This is a genomic window from Microbulbifer zhoushanensis, from assembly GCF_021729055.1.
In the GTDB taxonomy this organism is placed as follows: Bacteria; Pseudomonadota; Gammaproteobacteria; order Pseudomonadales; family Cellvibrionaceae; genus Microbulbifer; species Microbulbifer zhoushanensis.
Window position 1 is genome coordinate 1 of the sequence record NZ_JAJSAO010000002.1, and the last position, 24,139, is coordinate 24,139.

Annotated in this window: 20 protein-coding genes; 14 read left to right on the forward strand and 6 right to left on the reverse strand. The window is 59.8% G+C overall.

The window, feature by feature from the left end; genetic code table 11:
* Positions 1-136 precede the first annotated feature (136 nt).
* Both LVD10_RS03550 and LVD10_RS03555 read left to right on the forward strand, forming a co-directional pair.
* Complete coding sequence (locus LVD10_RS03550) at positions 137-745, forward strand: hypothetical protein (protein ID WP_237061885.1); 609 nt, start codon at positions 137-139, stop codon at positions 743-745.
* Between the two features lie 103 nt (positions 746-848).
* On the forward strand, positions 849-1,295 hold the full coding sequence (locus LVD10_RS03555; protein ID WP_237061887.1) for a hypothetical protein: 447 nt from the start codon (positions 849-851) through the stop codon (positions 1,293-1,295).
* A 130-nt stretch (positions 1,296-1,425) separates the two neighbouring features.
* Here the strand turns inward: LVD10_RS03555 and fba are convergent, their stop codons facing one another.
* Positions 1,426-2,490, reverse strand: a complete 1,065-nt coding sequence (gene fba, locus LVD10_RS03560) for a class II fructose-bisphosphate aldolase (protein WP_233006654.1) — start codon at positions 2,488-2,490, stop codon at positions 1,426-1,428.
* Positions 2,491-2,603: 113 nt separating this feature from the next.
* Entirely contained in the window at positions 2,604-3,767 is a 1,164-nt protein-coding gene (locus LVD10_RS03565; protein WP_237061889.1) for a phosphoglycerate kinase, read from the reverse strand.
* Between the two features lie 205 nt (positions 3,768-3,972).
* Between LVD10_RS03565 and LVD10_RS03570 the strand changes: the two genes are divergently transcribed.
* The 6 genes from LVD10_RS03570 to LVD10_RS03595 all read left to right on the forward strand — a co-directional run bounded on the left by LVD10_RS03570 (position 3,973) and on the right by LVD10_RS03595 (position 12,012).
* Positions 3,973-4,743, forward strand: a complete 771-nt coding sequence (locus LVD10_RS03570) for an alpha/beta hydrolase family protein (RefSeq protein WP_233006656.1) — start codon at positions 3,973-3,975, stop codon at positions 4,741-4,743.
* Entirely contained in the window at positions 4,743-4,940 is a 198-nt protein-coding gene (locus tag LVD10_RS03575; RefSeq protein WP_233006657.1) for a CPXCG motif-containing cysteine-rich protein, read from the forward strand. The genes LVD10_RS03570 and LVD10_RS03575 overlap by 1 nt, the downstream gene beginning before the upstream one ends.
* A 120-nt stretch (positions 4,941-5,060) precedes the next feature.
* A complete protein-coding gene (gene pbp4b / locus LVD10_RS03580; RefSeq protein WP_255701173.1) occupies positions 5,061-6,431 on the forward strand; it encodes a penicillin binding protein PBP4B in 1,371 nt (456 codons plus the stop codon).
* A 110-nt stretch (positions 6,432-6,541) separates the two neighbouring features.
* Positions 6,542-6,940: a globin gene (locus tag LVD10_RS03585; RefSeq protein ID WP_233006658.1), complete on the forward strand. Its 399-nt coding sequence runs from the start codon at positions 6,542-6,544 to the stop codon at positions 6,938-6,940.
* Between the two features lie 211 nt (positions 6,941-7,151).
* Complete coding sequence (locus tag LVD10_RS03590) at positions 7,152-9,989, forward strand: M16 family metallopeptidase (protein WP_237061891.1); 2,838 nt, start codon at positions 7,152-7,154, stop codon at positions 9,987-9,989.
* 448 nt (positions 9,990-10,437) lie between these two features.
* The gene (locus tag LVD10_RS03595; RefSeq protein WP_237061892.1) at positions 10,438-12,012 is read left to right on the forward strand and encodes a S8 family serine peptidase; all 1,575 of its coding nucleotides are present in this window, start codon (positions 10,438-10,440) and stop codon (positions 12,010-12,012) included.
* 92 nt (positions 12,013-12,104) lie between these two features.
* On the opposite strand, the gene LVD10_RS03600 is transcribed toward LVD10_RS03595, so the two are convergent.
* Positions 12,105-12,512, reverse strand: coding sequence for a hypothetical protein (locus LVD10_RS03600; RefSeq protein ID WP_233006661.1), 408 nt, complete (start codon positions 12,510-12,512; stop codon positions 12,105-12,107).
* 30 nt (positions 12,513-12,542) lie between these two features.
* A complete protein-coding gene (locus LVD10_RS03605) occupies positions 12,543-13,439 on the reverse strand; it encodes an SPFH domain-containing protein (RefSeq protein ID WP_233006662.1) in 897 nt (298 codons plus the stop codon).
* Between the two features lie 162 nt (positions 13,440-13,601).
* On the opposite strand from LVD10_RS03605, the gene LVD10_RS03610 reads away from it, so the two are divergent.
* The 4 genes from LVD10_RS03610 (at position 13,602) to LVD10_RS03625 (ending at position 16,772) form a co-directional block, all read left to right on the forward strand.
* Entirely contained in the window at positions 13,602-13,832 is a 231-nt protein-coding gene (locus LVD10_RS03610) for a DUF350 domain-containing protein (RefSeq protein WP_233006663.1), read from the forward strand.
* A 2-nt stretch (positions 13,833-13,834) separates the two neighbouring features.
* Positions 13,835-14,647, forward strand: a complete 813-nt coding sequence (locus tag LVD10_RS03615) for a transglutaminase domain-containing protein (protein WP_237061896.1) — start codon at positions 13,835-13,837, stop codon at positions 14,645-14,647.
* 118 nt (positions 14,648-14,765) lie between these two features.
* Positions 14,766-15,596 (forward strand): sulfite exporter TauE/SafE family protein, encoded by an 831-nt coding sequence (locus LVD10_RS03620; RefSeq protein ID WP_233006665.1) that lies wholly within the window; start codon positions 14,766-14,768, stop codon positions 15,594-15,596.
* Between the two features lie 27 nt (positions 15,597-15,623).
* Positions 15,624-16,772: a pyridoxal phosphate-dependent aminotransferase gene (locus LVD10_RS03625; RefSeq protein WP_233006666.1), complete on the forward strand. Its 1,149-nt coding sequence runs from the start codon at positions 15,624-15,626 to the stop codon at positions 16,770-16,772.
* A 182-nt stretch (positions 16,773-16,954) separates the two neighbouring features.
* On the opposite strand, the gene LVD10_RS03630 is transcribed toward LVD10_RS03625, so the two are convergent.
* Positions 16,955-19,543: a TonB-dependent receptor plug domain-containing protein gene (locus LVD10_RS03630; protein ID WP_237061897.1), complete on the reverse strand. Its 2,589-nt coding sequence runs from the start codon at positions 19,541-19,543 to the stop codon at positions 16,955-16,957.
* Between the two features lie 843 nt (positions 19,544-20,386).
* Between LVD10_RS03630 and LVD10_RS03635 the strand changes: the two genes are divergently transcribed.
* Positions 20,387-21,316, forward strand: a complete 930-nt coding sequence (locus LVD10_RS03635; protein ID WP_237061899.1) for an SGNH/GDSL hydrolase family protein — start codon at positions 20,387-20,389, stop codon at positions 21,314-21,316.
* A 46-nt stretch (positions 21,317-21,362) separates the two neighbouring features.
* Here the strand turns inward: LVD10_RS03635 and LVD10_RS03640 are convergent, their stop codons facing one another.
* Complete coding sequence (locus LVD10_RS03640) at positions 21,363-23,003, reverse strand: thioredoxin domain-containing protein (RefSeq protein ID WP_237061902.1); 1,641 nt, start codon at positions 23,001-23,003, stop codon at positions 21,363-21,365.
* A 318-nt stretch (positions 23,004-23,321) separates the two neighbouring features.
* Here LVD10_RS03640 and LVD10_RS03645 point away from each other — a divergent pair, with 318 nt between their 5' ends.
* Positions 23,322-24,113 carry a DUF2884 family protein gene (locus tag LVD10_RS03645; RefSeq protein WP_232939832.1) on the forward strand — a complete coding sequence of 264 codons (792 nt, stop codon included), beginning with the start codon at positions 23,322-23,324 and terminating at the stop codon, positions 24,111-24,113.
* The last annotated feature ends 26 nt before the right edge of the window (positions 24,114-24,139 follow it).

Below are 24,139 nucleotides of genomic sequence, written 5' to 3' on the forward strand. Positions count from 1 at the left end.
GTCACGCCGGTAACTTGTTCGTGGCAAGTTACGGGCCTCACCTTACCGAATTTTTGGGGGATTTCACCATACAAGCGCAAGCAGGTAGCTCCGGACCCTCGGGCCTCCGCGGGCGCTAGGCTGAGGACGGTAACACATGGAAATCTCCTACGCTTCCTACGAGGTTGAGAAGTCGCTCAAGCGTGCCATCGTCCATGTTGAGGAGTTCCACCGGTCGGGTCATCTGCACTTGTTGCTCTACGCCGCTCTTGACACACGAATATGTATCGAACGAACGCTCTTTGAATACTTAGTTCTGACGAAAACGGGAAATATACCGGCCAAGCTCGAGCGCCTGTATTCAGCCAAAGACCTCAAGAAGGCAATTCTCCGTGAGGAACCGAAGTTTTACGAAAAAGTGAGGTTCATGAATTTGTTTGCACGGTTTCTTCCGTATCCGAATGCTGTAGTGGTAACTCCTGATCTGGACAAGCTCAGTGAGAGCTACGGACGCACAAACAATTACTTACATAGCCCGAAGCGGCCTGAGGAGACTTGGGAGAAACAGGAGTGGTGGGCGGTTCTGGAAGAGTCACTCAAGTCAGTGATTCCTCACCTAGTCCAGATTCATAGCGGACTTATGTCCGGAATGAACATGAATGAACGTGGTGAAGAACTCTTTGGCAAGTTTGTCGCCGGGGATATGTCCGAATCAGACGTCCTCGCTGAGTTAGAGAAGACATTCAAGAGCTCACCGCCACGGTGAGCCTAACACAGCGATCAACACGGACGCTTGACCGCGATGCACCTTCGCTGCCGCTCAGGACCGCCGCCCTCAAGTGCCGGATACCGCAACGTTAGGGAAAATTATGAAGAAGGTAATTTCTATTGCTCTTCTAATGCTTTCATCTTTTGTTTTTGGAAAGGAAGTCGAGATCCCAAATGCAAGAATCGAAATATCAGACCCATGGTATGTAGTAGCTGACGACGACACACCGTCGGTGCATATAAAACATCCAGAACTAGATACTGAGCTCGTTATTTTTGTAGAAAATCTAGGGCATGCTCCAGACCCAAAGACACTTGAAAGGATGATTGAGATTCACACCTATCATAAGCGTGAGATAAAAAGTGTTTCATTAGGCCAATTCTCTGGTTACTTCATCCCATTTGAATTAGATGATCGATGCCATGCAAACTGGAATATGATCAGCGGAAACTACATATTACTGGTTGGTTACCAAAGTAATTGCAATGACGTTCAATACGGAATTGGTTCATCTATAATCGAGAGCCTGGTGCCAATACAGCCCTAACAAGTGACCCCAATCCCCCCAGTAAAATCAAAAAAGCCCGCACATTAGCGCGGGCTTTTCCTTTCGCAGCAAGCGAATTCACAGCATCAAAAGAACTGCCACGGGGCCGCTGGTGCCGCCCCGCAGGTGTTTATTTGATCTTCGGCTCCAGCTCACCGGCCTCGTAGCGCTGGTACATGGTCTCCAGGCTCACCGGGCGGATCTTGCTGGCGTTGCCGGCGGTACCGAAAGCCTCGTAGCGCGCCTTGCAGATGTCCTTCATGGCCTGGGTGCTGGCCTTGAGGAATTTGCGCGGGTCGAACTCGGACGGGTTCTCGGCCAGGAAACGGCGCACTGCACCGGTGGAAGCCAGGCGCAGGTCGGTGTCGATATTCACCTTGCGCACACCGTGCTTGATGCCCTCGCAGATCTGCTCTACGGGCACGCCGTAGGTTTCCGGGATCTCGCCGCCGAACTCGTTGATGACCTTCAGCCACTCCTGCGGTACAGAGGAGGAACCGTGCATCACCAGGTGCGTGTCAGGGATACGCGCGTGGATTTCCTTGATGCGGTCGATGGCCAGGATGTCGCCGGTGGGCGGGCGGGTGAACTTGTAGGCACCGTGGCTGGTACCGCAGGCAATGGCCAGGGCATCCACCTGGGTCTTCTTGACGAAGTCGGCAGCCTCTTCCGGGTCGGTCAGCAGCTGGTCGTGGGACAGCTTGCCCTCGGCACCGATGCCGTCTTCCTCACCGGCCATGCCGGTTTCCAGGGAGCCCAGGCAGCCCAGTTCACCCTCGACGGATACGCCGCAGGCGTGCGCCATTTCCACCGCGCGGCGGGTGACGTCGACGTTGTACTCGTAGGAAGCCGGGGTCTTGCCGTCTTCCTGCAGCGAACCGTCCATCATCACCGAGCTGAAGCCCAGCTGGATGGAGCGCTGGCATACGGCCGGGCTGGTGCCGTGGTCCTGGTGCATCACCACCGGGATTTCCGGGAATTCCTCGATCGCCGCCAGGATCAGGTGGCGCAGGAAGGGGGCGCCGGCGTATTTGCGCGCGCCGGCAGAGGCCTGCACGATCACCGGGGAGTCGGTTTCTTTCGCCGCCTCCATGATCGCGCGCATCTGCTCGAGGTTATTGACGTTATACGCCGGCACGCCGTAACCATGCTCGGCGGCGTGGTCCAGCATTTGGCGCAAGCTAATCAGTGCCATGGAAAGTACCTTTGGTTTTGTTTTGACATCTCTGTAAATGGTTCCCCGATCTGCGCCGGGGTAACACTCGGAAACTCACCGGGTCGAGCTGTTCGACCCGGTTTCCAAACAAATTATTCAGCGGCGCGCTCTTCCAGGATCGCCACTGCCGGCAGGGTCTTGCCTTCCACATACTCGAGGAAGGCGCCACCGCCGGTGGAAATATAGGAGACCTTGTCGGCAATACCGTACTTGTCTACCGCCGCCAGGGTGTCGCCGCCGCCGGCGATGGAGAAGGCATCGCTCTCGGCAATCGCCTTCGACAGGCGCTCGGTGCCGCCGCCGAACTGGTCGAACTCGAACACCCCCACCGGGCCGTTCCAGATGATGGTTTTGGCATCCTGCAGGATCTCTGCCAGCCTGGCGGAGGAGTCGGGGCCGATATCGAAGATCATGTCGTCGGCGGCAACTTCATCCGCGGACTTGGTCTCGGCAGCGGCGGACTCGCTGAACTCCTTGCCGGTCACCACATCCGTGGGCAGGGGAATTTCGCATTTCTCCATCAGCGCGCTGGCGGTATCCACCAGGTCGTGCTCGCACAGGGACTTGCCCACCGGCTTGCCGCTGGCGGCGAGGAAGGTGTTGGCGATACCACCACCCACGATCAGCTGGTCGACCTTCTCGGACAGGGTCTCCAGCACGCTCAGTTTGGTGGAAACCTTGGAGCCGCCCACGATCGCCACCATCGGACGGGCCGGCTTGGCGAGGGCCTTCTCCAGCGCATCCAGCTCCGCGGCCAGCAGGGGGCCGGCGCAGGCCACCGGCGCAAAGCGGGCCACCCCGTGGGTGGAGGCCTGGGCGCGGTGGGCGGTGCCGAAGGCGTCCATCACGAAGATGTCGCACAGGCCCGCATAGGCTTTGGCCAGCTCCGGGTCGTCCTTCTTCTCGCCCTCGTTGAAGCGCACATTCTCCAGCAGGGCCACGTCGCCCGCGCCCAGCTCGACCCCGTCGCGCCAGTCCCTGATGACCGGCACCTCACGGCCCAGCAGCTTGCCCAGGTGGGCGGCCACCGGGGCCAGGGAGAACTCATCGGCGTACTCGCCTTCACTGGGACGGCCCAGGTGGGACATCAGCAGCACTTTGGCGCCGGCGTCGACAGCGGCCTTGATGGTGGGCAGGGCCGCGCGGATGCGCGCGTCCGAGGTCACCTCGCCCCCCTTGACCGGTACGTTCAGGTCCTCGCGAATCAGCACACGCTTGCCCGCCAGGTCCAGATCCGACATCAGTTTGACCGCCATCGCCAATCCCCTCTGCTGTTTTGTGAAATGTTGCGGTGAGATAGAAAAGTGGGCGCGGATTATATCAACAGCCGGGCTCCGGTGCCGACCGCTGCGCGCCTGATAACGCTGTCAAAATCGCCCGTTTCGCCCTGAGATTGCCCCCGGCCGGGCCCAGTTCATACTATGGACACAGTAATGACCAGCCAGGCGACGGAGATCCAGTATGGCAAAGCGGCAGAAAGTTACCTTCCCGGGCGGCAACGGCAACCCCCTGGCCGGCATCATGGAGCTGCCCGAGGAGGGCCACCCGCGGGCCTGGGCCCTGTTCGCGCACTGCTTCACCTGCGGCAAGGACGTGCTGGCGGCCTCGCGCATTGCCCGGCGGCTGGCGGACCTGGGCTGCGCCGTGCTGCGATTCGATTTCACCGGACTGGGGGACAGCGGGGGCAACTTCGCCGATACCAACTTCAGCTCCAATATCCGCGACCTGCTCAGTGCTGCCGAGTTCCTGCACCGGGAGCATCACCCGGTAGACCTGCTGATCGGCCACAGCCTGGGTGGCGCGGCGGTATTGGCGGCCGCCGGTGATATCGAGGAGGCCCGGGCCGTGGTCACCATCGCCGCCCCGGCGGAGCCGGACCATGTGATCAAGCAGTTTGCCTGTGCCCTGGACGTGATCGAGACCAGGGGCCAGGCGGAGGTGGACCTGGCCGGGCGGCCATTCACCATCAAGAAACAGTTCCTCGACGACCTGGAAAACCACGAACCGGACTATATCCACGAGCTGGGGCGCCCCCTGCTGATCTACCATTCCCCCCGCGACAGCACCGTGCCCATCGACGAAGCGGCGGATATCTACAACCGGGCCATGCACCCCAAGAGCTTTATCAGCCTGGATGACGCCGACCACCTGCTGACCCGCAAGGAAGACGCCGACTACGTGGCGGAGACCCTGGCCGCCTGGGTGTCACGCTACCTGCCGGAGGGACGCTGATGGAAGCGCTGCAGGAATATGACGCCAGCTGCCCTTATTGTGGCGAACCCATCACCCTGCTGCTGGACCTGTCTGCCGGCTCGCAGTCCTATATCGAGGACTGCCAGGTCTGCTGCCGACCGATCTCGATCTCTGTAGCAGTAGACCCGGGCGGCGACTTCTCTGTTGCACTGCAGGACGAGGACAGCGCGGGCTGAGCGGCTGCCCATCTTGACGCCCTCGCAGCGGCGACTCAGTATTACCAGAATTCCAAGCCACAAGAATAATTTATCCCGGGCGCCCCTGAGCGACCCGGTACCAATAGCCGAGGCCTGCCCATGCTTCTATCCCCCCAGCGAGCCCGCCTCGTCACGGCCGCCTTTATTACCGCCGGGCTGGCCGTACTGCTGGCATTACCCGTCACGGCATCAACGGCCGCCTGTGACTACCCGACCCTGGAGCGGGCCGCGACACCGGAAGAGGCCGGCTTCTCCACCGCCGGGCTGGCCGCGGTGGACCGCCTGATCGAGGCCGATATTGCCGCGGGCTTTCCCGGCGCCGCGCTGGTGGTGATCCGGGACGGCCGCGTCGTAAAGCAGTCCCATTATGGCTACCGCAGGAAGTTCGAAGGGCACAGGCCCCTGGACAAGTTCGAGAAAGTCCGGGCCGATACCATGTTCGACCTGGCCTCAAACACCAAGATGTATGCCACCAATTTCGCCCTGCAGCGGCTGGTGAGCGAGGGCCGGCTGGACCTGGAAGCCCCGGTGCGCCGCTATGTCCCCGAATTCGCCGACCGCGAGGGGGACCCGGTGACCGGCAAGGCCGGGCTGCGCGTAGCGGACCTGCTGCACCATACGGCAGGCTTTGCGCCCGACCCGCAGTTCCACAACCCTGCGGTATCCGGGGAACTGTTCTCCCAGGAGCGGGACAAGACGCTCGGCTTTATCCCCCTGGCACCACTGCGCTACAAACCGGGCTCCCGGACCGTCTACAGCGATACCGACTATATGCTGCTGGGCCTGGTAATCGAGCGCATCACCGGGCAACCCCTGGATACTTACGTGGAGGACACTTTCTACCGGCCACTGGGGCTCAAGCGCACGCGCTTTGCGCCGCTGGAGAAGGGGTTCGTGCCCGACGACTTCGCGGCGACCGAGCTGCTGGGGAATACCCGCGACGGGGTGATCGACTTTCCCAATATCCGCACCCATACCCTGCAGGGGGAGGTGCACGACGAGAAAGCCTTTTATTCCATGGCCGGGGTATCCGGCCACGCGGGGCTCTTCTCCACCGCTGCGGACCTGGCCGTGCTGCTGCAGGTGATGCTGAACGGCGGCGGCTATGGCGATACCTGCCTGTTTGACGAAGCCGTGATCGCCAGCTTTACCGCGCCGTCGCCACTCGACCCAGGTTACGGCCTGGGATGGCGCCGCAACGGGACAGACGGCATGACGTGGATGTTCGGCAACGGTGCCAGTGGCCAGGCCTACGGCCATACCGGGTGGACCGGCACCCTCACCGTGATCGACCCGCAGTACAACCTGGGCATTGTGCTGCTGACCAACAAGAAGCACTCGCGCCTGCCGGATCCGGAAAACAACTCCAACCGTTTTGCCGGCGACGGCTTCACCACCGGGAAATACGGTGGTGTGGTCGAGGCCATCTACGACGCACTCCTACCTCTGGAGGCCGCAGCCAGGCATTGACGCAAGCATCCCGTCGCGACGTATCGCGCTTCCCGAAATTTACCGTTGGGTATAGAATCGCGCCGCCCGGCATGAGGCGGGCGACTTTTAATGACCCGGGGGATTTACGGATGGACACACCCGACAGCGATATCGTTTTCCAGAGCTATGGGCGCTGCTGCAACAACCCGCAGTTCTTTGTCGATTTTTATGATCGGTTTATGGGCAGTTCCGACGATATCCGGGCGATGTTCCGTGACACCGACATGCCCCAGCAGCGCCACCTGCTGCGCAACGGCATCATGCAGCTGATCCTCGTGGCCCGGGGCATGCCCGACACCAAGCTGCGTGCGCTCGGCGACAGCCACTCCCGTTCCGGCTACAACATTCGCCCCGAGCTCTACTCGGTCTGGCTGGATGCACTGCTGGCCACTGTGGCCCGCCACGACCCGGAACATACCCCGGCTATCGACGGTGCCTGGCGCCGCGCGATCCAGCCCGGCATCGACCTGATCCGCAACGCCTACTGATCACCAGCCCCTCGCCTGCGCCTGTTTGCCACGCCCGGCCGCACTTTGTATAAAGGTGGTCGGGAGGCAAGTCCCTGGCGCCCCTTCAAGCTGCACGAAAGTGCCACTCCAGGCCCGATTTATTCACCCGCCTGGCTGGACAGCGTTTGTCGGTAATCGGCCGCAGCGGCTCGCGCTCCCGGAACCAATAGCTAATAAAAAAGGAACCGATATGAAGATTGTACGGCCCCTCTGGGTGCCGGCGGTGCTGACACTGGCACTGGCAGCCTGCGGCGATCCCGGGCAGCCCCAGTCGCAAGTAGCCAAAAGCACTTCCGCCCCGTCTGACACTCCCGTTACCACCCCTTCGATCTCCACCGAATCCCTGCGCATCTCCCACGAAAAATTTACCCTGCCCAATGGCCTGCGGGTAATCGTGCATGAGGATCGCAAGGCACCGATCGTGTCAGTGGGAGTCTGGTATCACGTCGGTTCCAAGGATGAAAAGCCCGGTCGCACCGGTTTTGCCCACCTGTTCGAGCACCTGATGTTCAACGGCTCGGAAAACTACAACGACGAATTCTTCAAGCCGTTCGAGAAAGCCGGTGCCACGGGTATGAACGGCACCACCTGGCTCGACCGCACCAATTATTTTGAAACAGTGCCGTCCAACGCATTGGACATGGCCCTGTGGATGGAATCCGACCGCATGGGCCACCTGCTGGGCGTGATCACCCAGGAAAAACTGGACGAACAGCGCGGCGTAGTACAGAACGAGAAACGCCAGGGACAGAACCAGCCCTACGGCAAGGTCTGGGAATATATGCAGAAGGCGATTTTCCCCGAGGGCCACCCCTACTCCTGGACCACCATCGGCTCCATGGAAGACCTGAATGCCGCTTCACTGGAAGACGTGCATGAATGGTTCAAGCAGTACTATGGCGCTGCCAATACCGTGCTGGTACTGGCTGGTGATATTGATGTGGAAACCGCGAAGAAAAAAGCCAGCAAGTACTTCGGCCATATCCCGGCCGGGCCGCCGCTGGCCAAGAAAGATGCCTGGATTGCCAAGCGCGACCAGTCCAAGCGCGAGACCATGTACGACCGTGTGGCGCAGTCGCGTCTCTACAAAGTCTGGAACGCACCCTACATGGGGCACGAAGACACCAACGCACTGTCGCTGGCCGCGGCTGTGCTGGGCGATGGCAAGAACTCCCGCCTGTACAAGCGCCTGGTCTATACCGACCAGATCGCCACCAGTGTCGATATCAATTTTTATGAGTTTGAGCTGGCATCCGTTTTTCAGGTGGTCGCAGATGCCAAGCCCGGTGTCGACCTGGAAAAAGTCGAGGCAGCCATCGAGGAAGAGCTGAATACCTTCCTCGCAGAGGGACCCACTGCCGAGGAGCTGGCCCGGGTGAATATGTCGGAGTACGCCGGTGCTGCGCGGGACCTTGAGCAGGTGGGCGGCTGGTCCGGCAAGGGCGTAATTCTGGCGCGCGGCGAGCTCTACCTGGATGATCCCAATGCGTTGCTCAAGGCCATTGACGAGAAACAACAGTTGACCCCGGCGGCCGTGAAATCTGCTGCGCAGGAGTGGCTCAGCAGCGGCGACTACAACCTGGAGGTGCACCCCTTCCCGGATTACAAAGTGGCGGAGCAGGACGTGGATCGCTCCAGGCTGCCGGACACCGGCGAGTTCCCCTCGGTACCCTTCCCCGAATTGCAGACCACTGAACTCTCCAACGGCCTGAAAGTGGTGCTGGCCGAGCGTCACACCACGCCCGTGGTGAATATGCACCTGATGTTCGACGCCGGCTACGCCGCCGACCAGGGCAAGAAGGCCGGCACGGCCGGTTACACCATGTCGATGCTGAAAGAGGGCACTACTGAACTCAGCGCCCTGGAGCTGAGCGCACGACAGGAAATCCTGGGGGCGCGGATCTACGCCAATACCAGTATCGACAGTTCCAACGTGGGTCTCGATGCCCTGACCAATACCCTGGATGAATCGGTTTCCCTGTTTGCTGATGTGGTAATGCGTCCCGCCTTCGACGAGGAAGAGGTCGAACGCAAGCGCGGTCGCTGGCTGGCGATGATCAAGCAGGAAAAGACCCAGCCGGTACAGATGGCACTGCGCACCCTGCCGCCATTGCTGTACGGGGACGGACACGCATACAGCGTCCCGCTCACCGGTAGCGGTACCGAGGAGTCCATCGAGTCACTGACCCGTGAGGACCTGGTCCAGCACCACCAGACCTGGATCCGTCCCGATAACGCCACCATGGTCGTGGTCGGCGATATCACCATGGAGGCACTGACGGAAAAGCTGGAAAGCAACTTTGCCGACTGGCGCGCCCCGGAATCCCCCCTGCCGCAGAAGAACCTGGCGCAGGTGGACCATCCCGAGCAGTCCCGCGTCTACCTGATCGACAAGCCCGGTTCCGAGCAGTCGATGATTATCGGCGGCCTGCTGGCACCCTCCGAGAGCATTCCCGAGCGGGAGGCGCTGCATATGATGAACGACATCCTCGGCGGCACCTTCACGGCGCGGATCAATATGAACCTGCGCGAGGAAAAACACTGGGCCTACGGGGCTTACTCCTTCTTCTCCGGCGCCAAGGGCCAGCAGCCGATGATGGTCTATGCCCCGGTACAGACCGACAAGACCAGCGAGTCACTGGCGGAACTGCGCAAGGAGTTGCGGGCCTATGTCAGTGACGAGCCCGCGCAGGCTGACGAGCTGCAGAAGCTGAAGGACAAGCGGATCAACGAACTGCCCGGACGCTTTGAGACCATCAATGCGGTCACCATGCAGGTGGCCAAGATGCTGAAATACGGCCGGCCACTGGATTATATGGACGGCTATGCGGAGCAGATTCGCAATATCGAGCTGGACAGCATCAATACGCTGGCCCGCCAGACCATCAAACCGGACCAGTTTATCTGGGTGGTGGTAGGCGACCAGGAAAAAATTCGCCCGGGCATCGAGGCCCTGGGAATTGGTCCCATCGCCGAACTGGATGTGGATGGCAAGCCCGTCGCCGCAGCGGCAGCCGGCGGGCAGTAAGCCGCACCGGATTGACGCTCTTTAACGAAAGCCCCTCACCGAGGGGCTTTTTTTATCGCGCCCATTGCTGGCACCGAATGTACCAGTCACTACCGTACAAATGCGACAAGCTGTGCATTTGTACCATCTGCGACTAACAAATCATATTTGATTTACTGCCCAATAGACGCGTACGTCTGTACTAACTAAATTCAAGGGCTGACACCTCCTAGACGGTTCAGGGCCCCTATCCCGTATGAATTCGACGGCAAACAAGGCGCCAATTATCAGTTTTGGTAGTCGCTTCACATAAGCGAAACAATTCCATTGCCGCACAACCCCGAGCTGCTACTTTTCCAAGTCTCTGCTCACGCGTGCCAGTCATCCTGAGCAACGCAGTACAGTGGTCCCGGCACCGGACAGAGTGATTACACGATAAGAAAACAGCAGCCCATCTGGAGCTCGATTCATGAAGAAGATCCTACCCACACTGCTCGCCAGTGCCGTCGCCACAAGCGTCGCCGCACAGGCGGGTGCCGCCGAAGACCGCTATATCATCAAGTTCAAGGCAGGCAAGAGCGCTGAAGCGAAGGCGCAACTGAACAAGGCCGGCGGCCGTACCGCCCTGGCGCTGGACAAGCGCAACGCGGTAGCCGCGATGCTGTCCGACAAGGCCCTGCAGGCCATGCAGAACAACCCCAATGTGGAGTACGTAGAAAAAGACGCCAAGCGCTGGCTGATGGCCCAGGAAGTGCCGTTTGGCATTCCCATGGTGCAGGCCGATATGGTCGCCGATGACATGGCTGGTAACAGCACTGTCTGTATCATCGACTCTGGCTACGACATCTCCCATGAAGACCTGTCCGGTAATATGGTCACCGGCACGAATGACTCCGGCACCGGAAACTGGTACGAAGACCAGAACAGCCACGGCACCCACGTTGCCGGCACCATTGCCGCCATCAATAACAGCACCGGCGTCGTGGGCGTAATGCCGAACGGCAACGTCAAGCTGCATATCGTCAAGGTATTCAACGCGGATGGCTGGGGCTACTCCTCCTCGCTGGTCGCGGCAGCTGACACCTGTGCCGATAATGGTGCGAACGTGATCAACATGAGCCTGGGTGGCACGCTGAAGTCCCGCACCGAGGACCAGGCATTTGCCGACCTGTACGCCAACCGTGGCGTCCTCTCCATCGCCGCAGCCGGTAACGATGGCAACACCCGCCACTCCTACCCGGCCTCCTACGACTCGGTCATGTCCATTGCCGCCATCGACAGCGACAAAGTGATCGCCGACTTCTCCCAGCAGACTGACCAGGTGGAACTGGCCGGCCCGGGCGTCGACGTGCTTTCCTCTGTACCCGTGGGCAGCGCAGTTGTCAGCTCTGTCACTGTCGGCGGCAACGCAGTTGACTCTGCCGGTATGGAAGGCAGCCCGCTGGATAGCGCTGCAGGCTCACTGGTCGATTGCGGCCTGGGTGAATCCGCCTGTACCGATGCCGCCGGTGAGATCTGCCTGATTTCACGCGGTAACATCAGCTTTGCCGACAAAGTCCTCAACTGTGAGGCTGGTGGAGGCGTAGGTGCCATCATCTATAACAACGAGCCCGGCATGCTGTACGGCACCATGGGCGAGGTGGTAACCAGCATTCCTTCTGTCGGCATCTCCGACACCGATGGCGCTGCACTGATGGGGCAGCTGGGCACTGCGGCTACAGTCACTGTAGAGCCGGGTGATTACGCCTACTTCAATGGTACCTCCATGGCCACCCCGCACGTAGCTGGTGTCGCTGGCCTGGTCTGGAGCCACTACCCCAACTGTGCACCGGGTGAAATCCGCGCGGCGATGAATGCCACAGCGGAAGACCTGGGCGATGCGGGTCGCGACAACGCCTACGGCTACGGCCTGGTGCAGGCCAAGGCCGCGTTCGACTACCTGGCGGCGAACGCCTGTACCGGTACCAACCCCGGTGACGGCGGCTCCGGTGGCGGTGGCGGCGGCAACGGCGGCGGCAAGGGCGGTGGCCCGAAGAATCGCTAAGCCGTAGCTTTACTCACAGGTGAAAAAGGGGGCCCATGGCCCCCTTTTTTATTGCTGTCCTGCTGCATATGCAGCGGGCCTGTCGGAAACTGTCAATCTTCCTCCAGCACCGCCTCGCGCTGCTCCTCACGCAACTGCTGCAGCCGGGCGCTGGACTCTTCGGCGGAATCCTTTTCCGGTGCCACGCTTTCCACGTCCCCGGCACCCGCCTCCAGCTGCGCACGGATGGCTTCCTGCTCGGCGGAATAGTCCGGATCCAGGGAGAGCTTGGGCGCATTGCTGCTGAAGCCCGCCAGTACCCAGACACCGAAACCCAGCGATAGCACCCGGATAATAAAGGACCGGTCGTAGAGCAGGCGCTGCCAGTTACCGGGCCCGGCAATGCGTATCCGCGCAATGATCGCCAGCAGAAGAATCACAATGGCCAGCACGACCGCCCAGGTCGCAAGCCCACCAAGCACGGATACCAGCCAGTTGGAAATCTGTGAGTTGTACTGCATACCAACTACTCCCGTTTTATAAATACTGTTTCAGCGATCGCGCCGGGCAGTCTGGCGCACCTGGTCATTGAAGACTGCCTGCTGCAGGCCAATGGTGCCCAGGGCTTCAACCGGCAGGAATACTTTGTTCTCGGACTCCGCCATTTTGTCCAGCACTTCCAGGGTCCGGTAGGCCAGGTACTTGTCTGTGACCGACTTGGCCAGCAGGTCATTCACCTCTTTCTGGCCAATGGCCTTTTCCCGGGCGATGGCCCGGTTCATTTTCTCCCGCTCCAGGTCGCGCTCCATCTGGATTTTCTGGATTTCAAACTGGGCTTTTTCCTGTTCAATCAATTCACGCCGCTCGGCCGCGCGCTCCTTGGCCTCGGTGATCACCTTGGGGAACTGCACGTCCGCCAGGCCCAGGCGCTTGACCTGGATGGGTGTGCCCTTGAGGGCATCACTGACCTCGGAGAATAATTCCTGGCTCAGCGCCTCCCGGCTGGAGGCGATTTCATTGATCGAGTACTTGGCGACCACACGACGCACCACATCACGGATTACCGGCTGGGCATAAGTGTTGTAGACGTTATTGACGGCGATATTGTCCTGTACCGGTGGGATACGATCGAAAATATTGTCAATATTTTCCCGGCTGATGGCCCCGGTCATGCGAATATCGAAGCTCATGTTGAGCTGGTCCTTGGGCATGAACAGCTTGAAGCGCTCTTTATGGCCAAAATCGGCAATCGCCAGGGTAACCAGCTTGTCGCAGTAGAAGAAACACGGATCCAGGCGAAACTTGGATGGTGGTACTGTTTCTGGCTTGTAACCATTCTTGGTCAGGATCTTGCCCACATGTGCCGGTGGCACCTCCACCCGGTCCCCACAGGCTGTCAGCAACAGTGCCCCGAGCAGGCCAAGAGCGATCATAATCGGCCGCATCATCTTTCCCCCAATTCCCTGAAAATCAACGATTATAAATGCCGGCAAATATCCGGCTGGTTTAACCGGTATATACCGGCTTTATTTCAAGCGCCCCAGGATGAAGCGCGGTGGATTATATGATTTAATTCACGCTCGAAACAATTACGGGATGTTACACCCAAGATGGAACTGGAATTTCTGACTGCCACCCTTTTTAACCTCGGCATTAACCTGCTCTACACACTGCTGGCGCTGTTCATTGGCATCATTGCCTTGCTCGCCATCGACAAGAAACTGCTCAAGCACGTGGATATCGAGGGCGAACTCAAGAATGGCAATATAGCCGTGGCCATCTTTGCCTCCACCATCCTTATTTTTGTCGCCCTGATTATTTCTTTTGGCCTCAAGGGCTAGTCATGCGCAGCTGGCTTCCGATCCTACTGATCGCAACCGCAATGGTGCTGCCGGAACTGCTTGTGCGAGCTGAACGGGATGTGCGCGAGCCGCCGGTAGACCCGGAGCTACACTACCAGCTCTCGCTGGAAGAGGGTGGGAACCAGCGGGACTCTCAGCGCGGCCAGGTCCGCGTCACTGGCAGTAGCCAGCCCATTACCGAAGCACTTATCCAGAAAATGGTGGCCAGGCGCACAGAGGCCGAAAGCGCTTATGTTTCCATCTGGAACTGGCAGGGCTTCTCCAACGTGACAGCCTCCGCGCGGGGGCTGGACAGCAAGCATCATTTCGCCAACAGCTACCTGGTGGGCTTCCAGCCGTTCGAAACCGACAAGCTGTGGGTGCCACTCTACAGTCTCGCCACCCGCAAGCAGTACCAGTATGACCACCTGCAGTATGCCGGACTGTCCGATATCTGGCAGACCTCGCGCCAGGCCTATTACCAGCCCCGCGGTGACTGCGAGGACCACGCCATACTGCTTGCTGACTGGCTGATCAACCTGGGCGTGGACGCCCGGGTCGCCATGGGCACCCACAAGGGACAGGGGCATGCCTGGGTGGTGGCCATCGTTGAGGGTCGCGAGTACCTGCTTGAGGCCACCAGCAAGCGCCGCCATGCCAGTTGGAAGGCCATGCCCCTGGCCGCACTGGCCGAGGGTTATGAAGTCGAATTCCAGTTCAACCGCGATTTTTTCTGGGCCAAGAAGAGCCCGGCCCCAACCCGCCGTTATCGTGGTGATCACTGGGTGAGGAAATCCCGCTTCATACGCGGCTGAACAAAGAGCTCGCCCCGCATACCCGGCCTCCTTTCAACGCCTGCAGGCCCTCCAACTGCCCCTTGGCACACTTCATGCTTCGCATCCCCTGCTGGAATAAAAATGAACAGGGAATTCGATGAGCATCGAGGAAGTGTCGCTTTTTATCCTGTTGCTTTGCCTGGCCGGACTGATAGCCGGGATCACGGCAGGCCTCTTCGGCAATGGTGGCGGCTTTGTGGTAGTGCCGGCTCTGCTGGCGGTGTTTCCCTTCCTTCCCAACAGCTCGCATGAAATCATGCGGGTGGCAGTCGGAACCTCGCTGGCATCGATCGTGATCTCCTCAGCCCGCGCAGTCCAGGCACACCGGCGCCGGGGCGCAGTGGACTTCCAGGTGCTGCGGGACTGGTCACTCTGGATATTGCTGGGTGTGGCGGGCGGGCTGGTCATTGCCTCCTATACGGACAGCACCAGCCTGGTCTTTGTCTTTGCCGGCGGCGTGCTGGTCTATTCCATTTATTTCCTGTTCCCGAACCTTTTCGACCGCCTGAACGGCAAGTTGAGCATGCCCACCGGTATCGCCCGCGCCTCACTGGCGAGCTTCCTTGGCGGCTTTTCCTCCCTACTGGGTATCGGCGGGGGCACCATTACGGTGATGACCATGGTGCTGTGCGACAGGCCGGTGCACCAGGCCGTGGCAACGGCTTCCGGGATCGGCTTCCTGATCGGCCTGCCAGGCGCGATCGGCTTTATGTTGATGGGCCTGGGTGAAACGGGCCTGCCGTTTGGCTCGGTGGGCTATATCAATATTCCCGCCCTGCTGGCCATATCCCTGTTCTCCGTTATTTCCGCGCCAATCGGCGCGCGTATGGCCCACAGCATGAATGAGCTACACCTGAAGCGCCTGTTCGGCGTGTACCTGGTTATTGTCTCCATTTCTATGTTCGCCAAGACCACGGGCGCCCTCTGAGGCGGCCACAACCATGAGGATATAATAATGACGCACAATATCAGCAGGCGATTATTCCTGGGCGGTGCCGCTGCAGCAATTTCTGCGGCGGCCACCGCTGGCATTCCCCGGGCCGTAGCGGCGGAAAAGCCACGTCCACAACCTATATATGGACCGGCAGAGGGAATCGCCAAGCTCAATGCCAATGAAAACCCCTATGGTCCCAGCCCGAAAGCAATGAAGGCCATGATGGCGGCGGCACAGAAGGGCGCCTATTACGTCAACGACAGTGTCATGCACCTGAAGTCCATGATCGCGGAACGCCACGGGCTGACTCCCGACTACGTCACCCTGGGCTCCGGTTCCAGTGCCGGCCTGGTGGCGGCAGCCATCGTGGCCGGGCAAAAGGGTAATATCCTGGGCCCCGACCTGTTCTGGGATACCACCGCGCGGGTCGTGGAAATCCAGGAGCTCGGAAAGATCAGGCGCCTGCCCAAACTCGAGTCCTTGCAGATCGACCTGGACGCCATGTACGCCGCCATCGATGACAGCATTTCCATGGTGCAGGTGACCAACCCGAATAACCCCACAGGGATGCTGCTCGACCCGGGCAAAATGCGTGATTTCTGCATCAGGGCCTCGAAGAAGTGTACCGTTCTCGCCGACGAGGCCTACAACGAGCTTACCGATAACCCGGACGGCAACAGCATGATCCCACTGGTTAAGGCGGGCCACGATGTCATCGTTGCGCGCACCTTCTCCAAGATCTACGGTCTCGCCGGCATGCGCGTGGGCTACCTGATCGCACCGCCAGGCCGCATCGAGGAGATGCGGCGCTACGGCATCGGCTGGTATGGGCTGAACCAGGCCGGGCTGGCAGCGGCGATCGCCAGCTACGAAGACCAGGAATTTATGGATTTTTCCCGGGACAAGATTCGACAGGCTCGTGAGATGGTCAGTGAAGCAGTAGCTGCACAAGGACTCAGCACATTGCCTTCGGTCACCAATTTTATGTTCGTAAACCTTGGAGACCTCAATGCCGAGACCTTCCGCCAGGAAATGGAGAAGGAAAAAGTACTGATTCGCGGCATCTACCGTGACTACACCAACTGGTCGCGGGTCAGCATGGGCTACCTGGAGGATGTGGAGCAATACACCGCAGCCCTGCCCCGGGTACTGGATCGCATGAGCTCGTAACGAGTCACTACGCGCTTTACAGTGCGCAGTTTCGCTCCATCGACGCCAGCCGTGAGGCTGGCTTTTTATGCCCCGGACACTAGCCAACCCAGCCATAAAATCAGGGTAAAAAAGTCCCCGCTGTGGCGGGGACAAGCAGACGCTCACAATTGAACAGAATATGGGCGCGTTAAATACGCCGGTCAGAAGGTGTAATTCATACGCAGGTAATAGAAGGCACCCTGCCAGTCGACCACTGTGCCCGAGGAGTAGAGCCGGCCGCAGCAGTAATCCCCGATCTCGTCTTTCTCCGGATACTCATCGAGTATGTTCCTGCCACCCATCGCCAGGCTGATGGCCTCACTAAAGCGATATTTGCCTTCGAGGTCCAGCATGACCAGCGGCGAGAATTCCTGCACTTCACCGGCATTATAGTTCTCGTAGGAACCATACCAGTTGGCCCGGGCCATCAGCCCGAAATCTCCCATATCGTGCACGGCAGTGAGAACCCCGCGCAGCTCCGGATTCAGGTTTTCAAAATCAAACTCGTCCTCTTCGTTCAGGTAGGCACCGGGGTCCGAGGTGAATTCCGTCTGGTTATAGTTGGCGGAAGCGGTCAGTGTGGTCATGCTGCCATCCGACCACTCCAGCGGATAGGTGGCCACCAGGTCCACGCCCTGGGTGCGGGTACCGAAAGCGTTGGTGAAATAGAACACGCCGCCAATGGACTCTGCTCCCACCACATTGGCATTTACCAGCGCTAGATAATTAGCATAGGCATCTCCCGCACCGGTATCTGCGGAAACATCCAGCGTGGAGATGGCGTAGGTCCGGTCATCCACATCGATACGGTACATATCCAGCGTGAGACTCAGCCGGTCAAACTCCGCTGTCATGCCCAGGGTAAAGTTATTTGAGGTCTCCGGTTCCAGCGGCTCCGCACCCAAGGCCGCAGCAACCGGGCTCGCGGCGGGAAAGAGTCCGGTTGCCACCGGGAAGCCGTTCGGCAAACGGGTCGAGACATTGGTGGTGCCCTGCTGTCCCGGTGTCGGCGCACGGAATCCGGTGCCCACTGAAGACCGCAGGCCGATGTTTTCCGTCAGGTCATATTGCGCTGCCAGCTTGCCCACCAGCTCTGAGTCGAAATCGGCGTAGTCCTCATAACGGACCGCGGCCTGCAGGAACAGGCGTTCGGTGACGTCGCTGCTGATGTCGGCAAAAACCGCATAGGAATCGCGGCTGTAGCTGCCCGAGTACTCGGGGGAATAACCGGGAAAGCCATTGGACCCCACGCCCACCACGGTATACACAGGGTCATCCGGATTGGCACAGTCCAGGCTGGACCCGGAGACGATCGTATCACTGCCTGCAGCGGTAGGAGTGCCGTCACTGTTACAGAATCCCCAGGGGTCGGGAGTGGCATAGGGTCCGGCGGCAAAGGAGTCCGGGTCGCCGCCGGTGATATCATAGGTTTCATCCATGTAGCTGAAACCGGCAGCGGCCAGTAACGGGCTGCCCAGGCCGACCTCAAACTCACGGGAGAAATCTGCCTGCAGCTGTATCTCCTCATTACTGAGGATACCCGGGCGAAAAGCTGTGGGCGTATCCGGCCCCAGTGACGGATTGATGGTATTTTCCAGCAGGTAGTCGATTTCGTTGTACCCATAGCGGGCACTGAAATCATAGCTCACGCCATTGGCCCACAGGCCCCGCAGGCCGGCCACACCGGAATAGTCGGTGACTTCACCGGTAAAGCGGGGCGTAAAGCCGCCGGGGAAAATTTCCAGGGGATTATAAATAGACCCATCGGCTTCACGCAGGTCCTCGATGGTGCCGTTGTAGGGATAACGGTAGAAGAAGCTGCCGTCGGCTTCACTGGCCGAGTAGTTGCCGAAGGCATACAGCTCCCGGCCAGCCCCCAGGTCATAGCCGGCATTGACAAATACCCGCGAGGCCCCCGAATTGGGCTGCCCCCAGGGCTGCACCACATCACCCTCAAGGGAGGCATTGGCGACCGCGGCCATAAACTCATCGTTATCGGTGAATTCGGCGTAACCGGCGCTGCTGTCATAGACCGGGTTGTTCTTGTCCAGGCAGAACCAGCTTTCACAGTATTGCTCGGAACGGGAAGTGAATTCGGACTCTGAAACCTCGGTGGAGATACTGACGAAGCCATCGCTTCCCAGTGGCATGCCGATATTGCCCGTCGCGGTGGTCTGGAATCCATCCCCCTCGGTATACTCCCCTGCCTGGACACCGAAGGAGCCACCCTCCGCATTGTCTTTCAGGATAAAGTTCACCACGCCGGCAATCGCATCAGACCCATACTGTGCCGCAGCGCCGTCCCGCAGCACCTCCACGGTCTTGATCGCCGCACTGGGAATGGTGGCCACGTCCGGCGCCTGGGTACCCGAGCCGCCGATGGTCACCAGCGCCGCCCGGTGACGACGCTTCGAGTTCACCAGCACCAGGGTCTTGTCGGTGGGCATACCGCGCAACTGGGCCGGCCGGATAAAGGTGGCGCCGTCACTGATCGGCTGCCGTGAGACATTGTAAGACGGGACAAGGGTTTTCAGGATGTCGTTGGTGTCGGTGTAGGAAACCGCCTCAATCGTCTCGGTATTGAATACATCGACTGGCACTGGTGAATCCGACACGGTGCGTGGCTGGCCGCGGGTTCCGGTTACCGCCACTTCCTCGATTTCCTCTGCAATCCCGATGGATGGTGATATACCCATGCCACAACCGAGTACCGCAATGGCATAGCTGAGCAATTTCCTGTTGGTATTCACTCCCTGCCCCTTTTTTCTGGCTGCTCCTGATTGTTATCCGGAAAGGGGCAATTCTTGCCGGGGAGTGCGACGAGCCAGACCTGGCCTGCGAACTCTCCGCATGATCAGAAAGCACCGCAATGGTGCCAACGTGCACTGAATTATTTACCACCCCTTCCCGCTGTCCGGAATCAAAAAACTGATAACCGTCAAAGGCTATTCAGCAATATGTATGCCATCGCCCAGTTTCCCGGACGGGCAGAGAGCGGTTGGGAAGGGATCGGGATTCAGTTATTCCAGGCCACTGAAGGAATAAAAATATTTCAAAATCAAATACTTTTGCGTAAGCCAGGACAAAGAGAAAAGGTTCTATAAATTTCTCCGGAAAATTATCAGGAGGTTATTGATAAGCGCTTTATTTCTGGTTCGACCTGCCGGGCATGGAATAAGTTAGTGCAACTATTTTATTGACGAGCGGCCTTCAGGGGCGTTCTGGCAACCTCCCTTGCACCAGGTTCTGCCATGCTGTGACGGCCACCGGGTATGCCACGCAGGCAAACCATGCCAGATGTAGCATCAATCGGCCTGTTAGCTTTACCTCTTCCGCCCAGCCAAAACTTCACGCCCCAAAACCGTACAAATGTGCAAGTTAATTTTCGGGTGCCGTCCGCCCCAACCAGCTTCACCAATGCTGTGGGAGCATACGTCACAACTGCGAAGAAGCTCCCAAAGCGCACATGCGACTGCCGGGTCGGCATTCTGCAGGCGGCAAATCCCCACAACCCACCTACTATCAGGCTGCTCACCGAAAAATCACGAATAAACCCTAACGAATAAAAATCTCAGCGTGACTGGAGAATAACCATGCACAGAGTCAATCTACTCACATTACTGGCATTGAGTACATTATTGAGTACCGGGCAGGCCTCGGCCGCGCCGTCCAAGGCCGTGGCGGCGGGAGATAGTATCACCATGGGCTTTGCCGCCGACTGCACCGGCAACACCTGGTTTACCGGTGGTTTTTTCTGCCTGCTGGGCGGTGACCAACCGGAGCACAGCTGGTTCGATGGCTATGACTCGGACGTTTTCAGCGTACACGACCGCTACTTGCAGCTGGACCCGAATATTGCCGCCAACAAGGCGGCGGCAGAGTCCGGTGCTGAAATGCGCGGCGGCGGTGACAGCTTCAGCATCCAGGCAGACCGGATCCTGTCGCAGACACTGGTAGCTGACCATGTCGAAGTGGTGCTGGGCGGCAACGATATCTGCAACCGTGACTGCGTCGACCCGGCCAATTGTGGCGATCCGCTCTACACCGAGGCGGAATGGCGCTCGGCGGTCCAGGCCGGGCTGGATAAACTGGTCAACGGCTTGCCTGCCGGGTCCACTGTGCTGCTGGGCTCGGTGCCCAGGGTCCAGGACCTCTATGATGCCGGCGTGGCCAAGCAGACCGGTAACTGGCGGGTTAACTGCCAGAGTGCCTGGTCCACTTTCGGTATCTGCAGGATCGCTACCAATGACGGCACCCTCAATGGCGAGAGCTTTGCCACGCGCCTGGCCGGCGTAACCGCGGCACAGCGACTGTACAATGAGGTCCTGCAACAGGAAGCCACTGCCTACAATGGCGTCAACGGTGTCGAGGTGGTCGCTGAGTACAATGGCGAGAGCCAGCAGAATGTGGGCACCTTCCAGTTCGGCAAAGACGATATCGATGGTGGTGACTGCTTCCACCCGAGCCGGCAGGGCCAGAACAAGATTTCCGGCCTGATGTGGAACGGCAACCCGGACAAGTAAAACCTTCCGGTGAGCGGGCCCCGCCCTGGTGCGGGGCCATTACCGCTCACTCGTCTGTGTCACTCCCTCCGGACTCATCCCCCCCCGATTCGCCCTCCTCGAAGTAACCCCGCTCCTCAACAACATACTGGATACGCTGCGGCAGCCCGTTGCGCATAAAGGTGACATCCACCACCTGCCCGCTGGTAAGCGCGTCCCACAGCTGGTTCTGGTCGCTGTGAACCCAGGTATCATTGACCCGCACTACCACGTCACCTTCCTCGAGCCCCAGGGCGGCAAAGAATTCACTATCCTCGATCCCCTCCAGTTTCAGGAGGTTATGCCCATCCACCTGGTGCTCTGCCTCGACAAAGCGTTTTTCCAGTTCATCACGATTGCGCAACTGTTCCGCAAGCCATTTCCGGCCCAGCGGCAGGACGCCCGAGGGGGCCACCAGTTTGCGCGTCTCTCCTTCCGGCTGCTCTATCCGGCGCATGGTTTCCTTGTCCCGGGGCTCCGGCGAGGTCAGCGGCACATGTACCCCTTCCCCCTCCTGGCCACGGAGGGACAGGCGCTCCAGGGTTCCATCATTGTCCAGCAATACATGGTCTGCGCGGATGCTCTCCAGCCTGACCCCCTGCATCAGGCTGCTGCCATTGCTGAAGCTGGTAGCCGCCGCATCCTGCACAGCGATAAGGGCGGTGGAGTTGTCCCGCTCACTGGACACACTGGTGCCAGTCAATACCAGTGGCAGGTCAGTCTCCCCCGGCCCGCCGCCATTTATTGCAAACCGGCTGGCCTGCGGGTGTGGAATGGAGGAATCGTGGCCCAGGCGCTGGAGCTCGGCGTCGACCCAGTGCGCGTATTCCTCGTAGGGGCGCGGGCCACGAATATACAGCCCGTTGATAAACACCACCGGCACTGTCTCCAGCCCCAGCTCACCGGCCACAGCCAGGTCCCGCTGCAGCGCCGGTGCGCTGTCGTGCACCGCCATACATTGGGTGAAAGCCCCGGGCTGAAGGCCCTGGACCCGGGCCAGCCGCAGGTAGGTTTCATCCCCCAGTTTCTGTGCCTGGGAATAGAGACCATCCGCGTAGGGCCAGCCCCGCTCCTGCTGCCGGGCACAGTGCACGGCGGCGGTCGCCCGTGGTCCCTCGCGGTGATAACGCAGCGGCAGGTCAAAATGCACCAGGCGCAGCCAGCCGGCGTAACTTTCCAGCAGCTGGCGCACTGTGGCCTGCAGCGCGGCGCAATGCGGTGACTGGTAAGAGCAGAAGATACTGAGCGTAACCGGTGCATCGGGGTTACCGCGCAACGGGCGGCCGCCCACCGGCAGCTCCTCGCGCGGGGGAGCCGGAGGCTCCAGCAGCCACTCGGCACTGGCGCCGCCACCATCCCCGGCCTCCCGCTCCAGCAGCTGGCGCAAGGCGCCGGCGCGCAGGCGATATTCGGCCAGGGCCAGGTCGTGTTGGGGTAACTGGATGCTACGGTCGAGTTCGGCCAGGGTTATTTCCCGCTCACCGATACGGGCCACCACCAGGGGCTCTCCGCCCTGTGCACTCGTCCTGCCCGGGGCCGATTCCCCATCGGTGCAGGCGGACAACAGCAGGGCCGCCAGCACCGCAGCAGTGGCGCGAATGCACGAGCCAGGGCAAGGGAAAGAGAAAGGAACATAAATAAGGGGAACATGAATCAGGAATCCGGTCACCGCTTCCTCCCATTTATCGCTTTTATTGTCATCGGGGCATTCATTCTAGCGTGGCTGCGACGGATGCCGCCGGTAGCGGGTTGGAATGGCGTTACGGCAGGTACGGATATGCGCCAGAATTTCCTTCGATGCCGTGAATGAATCGACGTGACACGGGTTACCCGTCTCTGCCCCAACAGAAAATACCAAATGTCACTTTTGTCAGGCGCCTTTACTCAAACACCGCGACAGCGGAAATTTTCGTAGCTACCTGCATCCAGCCGGCGCCTGCACCGCGTCCTAGGGACAGAACCAGAGAAATCGGAGAACAGCATTCCCATGTGGAAACCACTTATCCTCACCAGTGCCCTGGCACTGGCCGGCCAGGCGGCCGCCAGTGACATCAATCTTGAAATAAATGACCAGGATAGCTGCAACGCAGACCTGCACTATCACGTACAGGTGGGCCCGGACTTTTTCCAGACTTTTGCCAAGCCTGAAGACGATGAAGCCCTGGTGATCTTCCAGTCGCCGGACAAGCTGCTGGTGGAGGGTAACCCGGTGGATATCTCTGCAGAGCAGGGTGAGCAGCTACAGCGTTACCACGGCGAGCTGTACGGGGCCAGCCGGGAATTGACGATGATCTCCCTGGATGCGGTGGATATCGCCCTGACCGGCGTTTCCGTAGCCCTGGCCGCGCTCGCCGGACAGGATCACCCCAACTTCAACGGGCTGCAGCAGACTTCCGCCGAGATACGCGAGCGGGCCCAGCAGCGCTTTGATGTCGAAGGCAATGTATTCGTATTTGGCGACCAGGGTGTCGGGGATTTTATCGAGGAGACCATCGGTGAGGACCTGGAACCGCGTATCGAAGAGCTCGCCATGGATTCCGCCGGCAGTATCGCCTGGCACGCGCTGAAAGCCGTGTTTACCGGCGGCCGCAGTATCGAACGCAACGCAGAAAAGCTGGCCGAGGAAGTGGAGCGCGATGTCGAGGCCCGGGCAGAAGTGCTCGAGGCCAGGGCAGAGAAGTTCTGCGCCCAGCTGGAAACCCTGGACCAGCAGGAAGAGGCGCTGCACGCATCCATTCCCGCCCTTTCAGGCTACGACCTGGTCACCCTGGAAGAGTGAACTGATTGACCCCCCGCTTAGGGCCG

Excerpts from the sequence above, each read along its gene's own strand:
- LVD10_RS03550 (WP_237061885.1), top strand. The coding sequence starts at position 137 with ATGGAAATCTCCTACGCTTCCTACGAGGTTGAGAAGTCGCTCAAGCGT.
- LVD10_RS03555 (WP_237061887.1), top strand. The coding sequence starts at position 849 with ATGAAGAAGGTAATTTCTATTGCTCTTCTAATGCTTTCATCTTTTGTT.
- fba (WP_233006654.1), bottom strand. The coding sequence starts at position 2,490 with ATGGCACTGATTAGCTTGCGCCAAATGCTGGACCACGCCGCCGAGCAT.
- LVD10_RS03565 (WP_237061889.1), bottom strand. The coding sequence starts at position 3,767 with ATGGCGGTCAAACTGATGTCGGATCTGGACCTGGCGGGCAAGCGTGTG.
- LVD10_RS03570 (WP_233006656.1), top strand. The coding sequence starts at position 3,973 with ATGGCAAAGCGGCAGAAAGTTACCTTCCCGGGCGGCAACGGCAACCCC.
- LVD10_RS03575 (WP_233006657.1), top strand. The coding sequence starts at position 4,743 with ATGGAAGCGCTGCAGGAATATGACGCCAGCTGCCCTTATTGTGGCGAA.
- pbp4b (WP_255701173.1), top strand. The coding sequence starts at position 5,061 with ATGCTTCTATCCCCCCAGCGAGCCCGCCTCGTCACGGCCGCCTTTATT.
- LVD10_RS03585 (WP_233006658.1), top strand. The coding sequence starts at position 6,542 with ATGGACACACCCGACAGCGATATCGTTTTCCAGAGCTATGGGCGCTGC.
- LVD10_RS03590 (WP_237061891.1), top strand. The coding sequence starts at position 7,152 with ATGAAGATTGTACGGCCCCTCTGGGTGCCGGCGGTGCTGACACTGGCA.
- LVD10_RS03595 (WP_237061892.1), top strand. The coding sequence starts at position 10,438 with ATGAAGAAGATCCTACCCACACTGCTCGCCAGTGCCGTCGCCACAAGC.
- LVD10_RS03600 (WP_233006661.1), bottom strand. The coding sequence starts at position 12,512 with ATGCAGTACAACTCACAGATTTCCAACTGGCTGGTATCCGTGCTTGGT.
- LVD10_RS03605 (WP_233006662.1), bottom strand. The coding sequence starts at position 13,439 with ATGATGCGGCCGATTATGATCGCTCTTGGCCTGCTCGGGGCACTGTTG.
- LVD10_RS03610 (WP_233006663.1), top strand. The coding sequence starts at position 13,602 with ATGGAACTGGAATTTCTGACTGCCACCCTTTTTAACCTCGGCATTAAC.
- LVD10_RS03615 (WP_237061896.1), top strand. The coding sequence starts at position 13,835 with ATGCGCAGCTGGCTTCCGATCCTACTGATCGCAACCGCAATGGTGCTG.
- LVD10_RS03620 (WP_233006665.1), top strand. The coding sequence starts at position 14,766 with ATGAGCATCGAGGAAGTGTCGCTTTTTATCCTGTTGCTTTGCCTGGCC.
- LVD10_RS03625 (WP_233006666.1), top strand. The coding sequence starts at position 15,624 with ATGACGCACAATATCAGCAGGCGATTATTCCTGGGCGGTGCCGCTGCA.
- LVD10_RS03635 (WP_237061899.1), top strand. The coding sequence starts at position 20,387 with ATGCACAGAGTCAATCTACTCACATTACTGGCATTGAGTACATTATTG.
- LVD10_RS03645 (WP_232939832.1), top strand. The coding sequence starts at position 23,322 with ATGTGGAAACCACTTATCCTCACCAGTGCCCTGGCACTGGCCGGCCAG.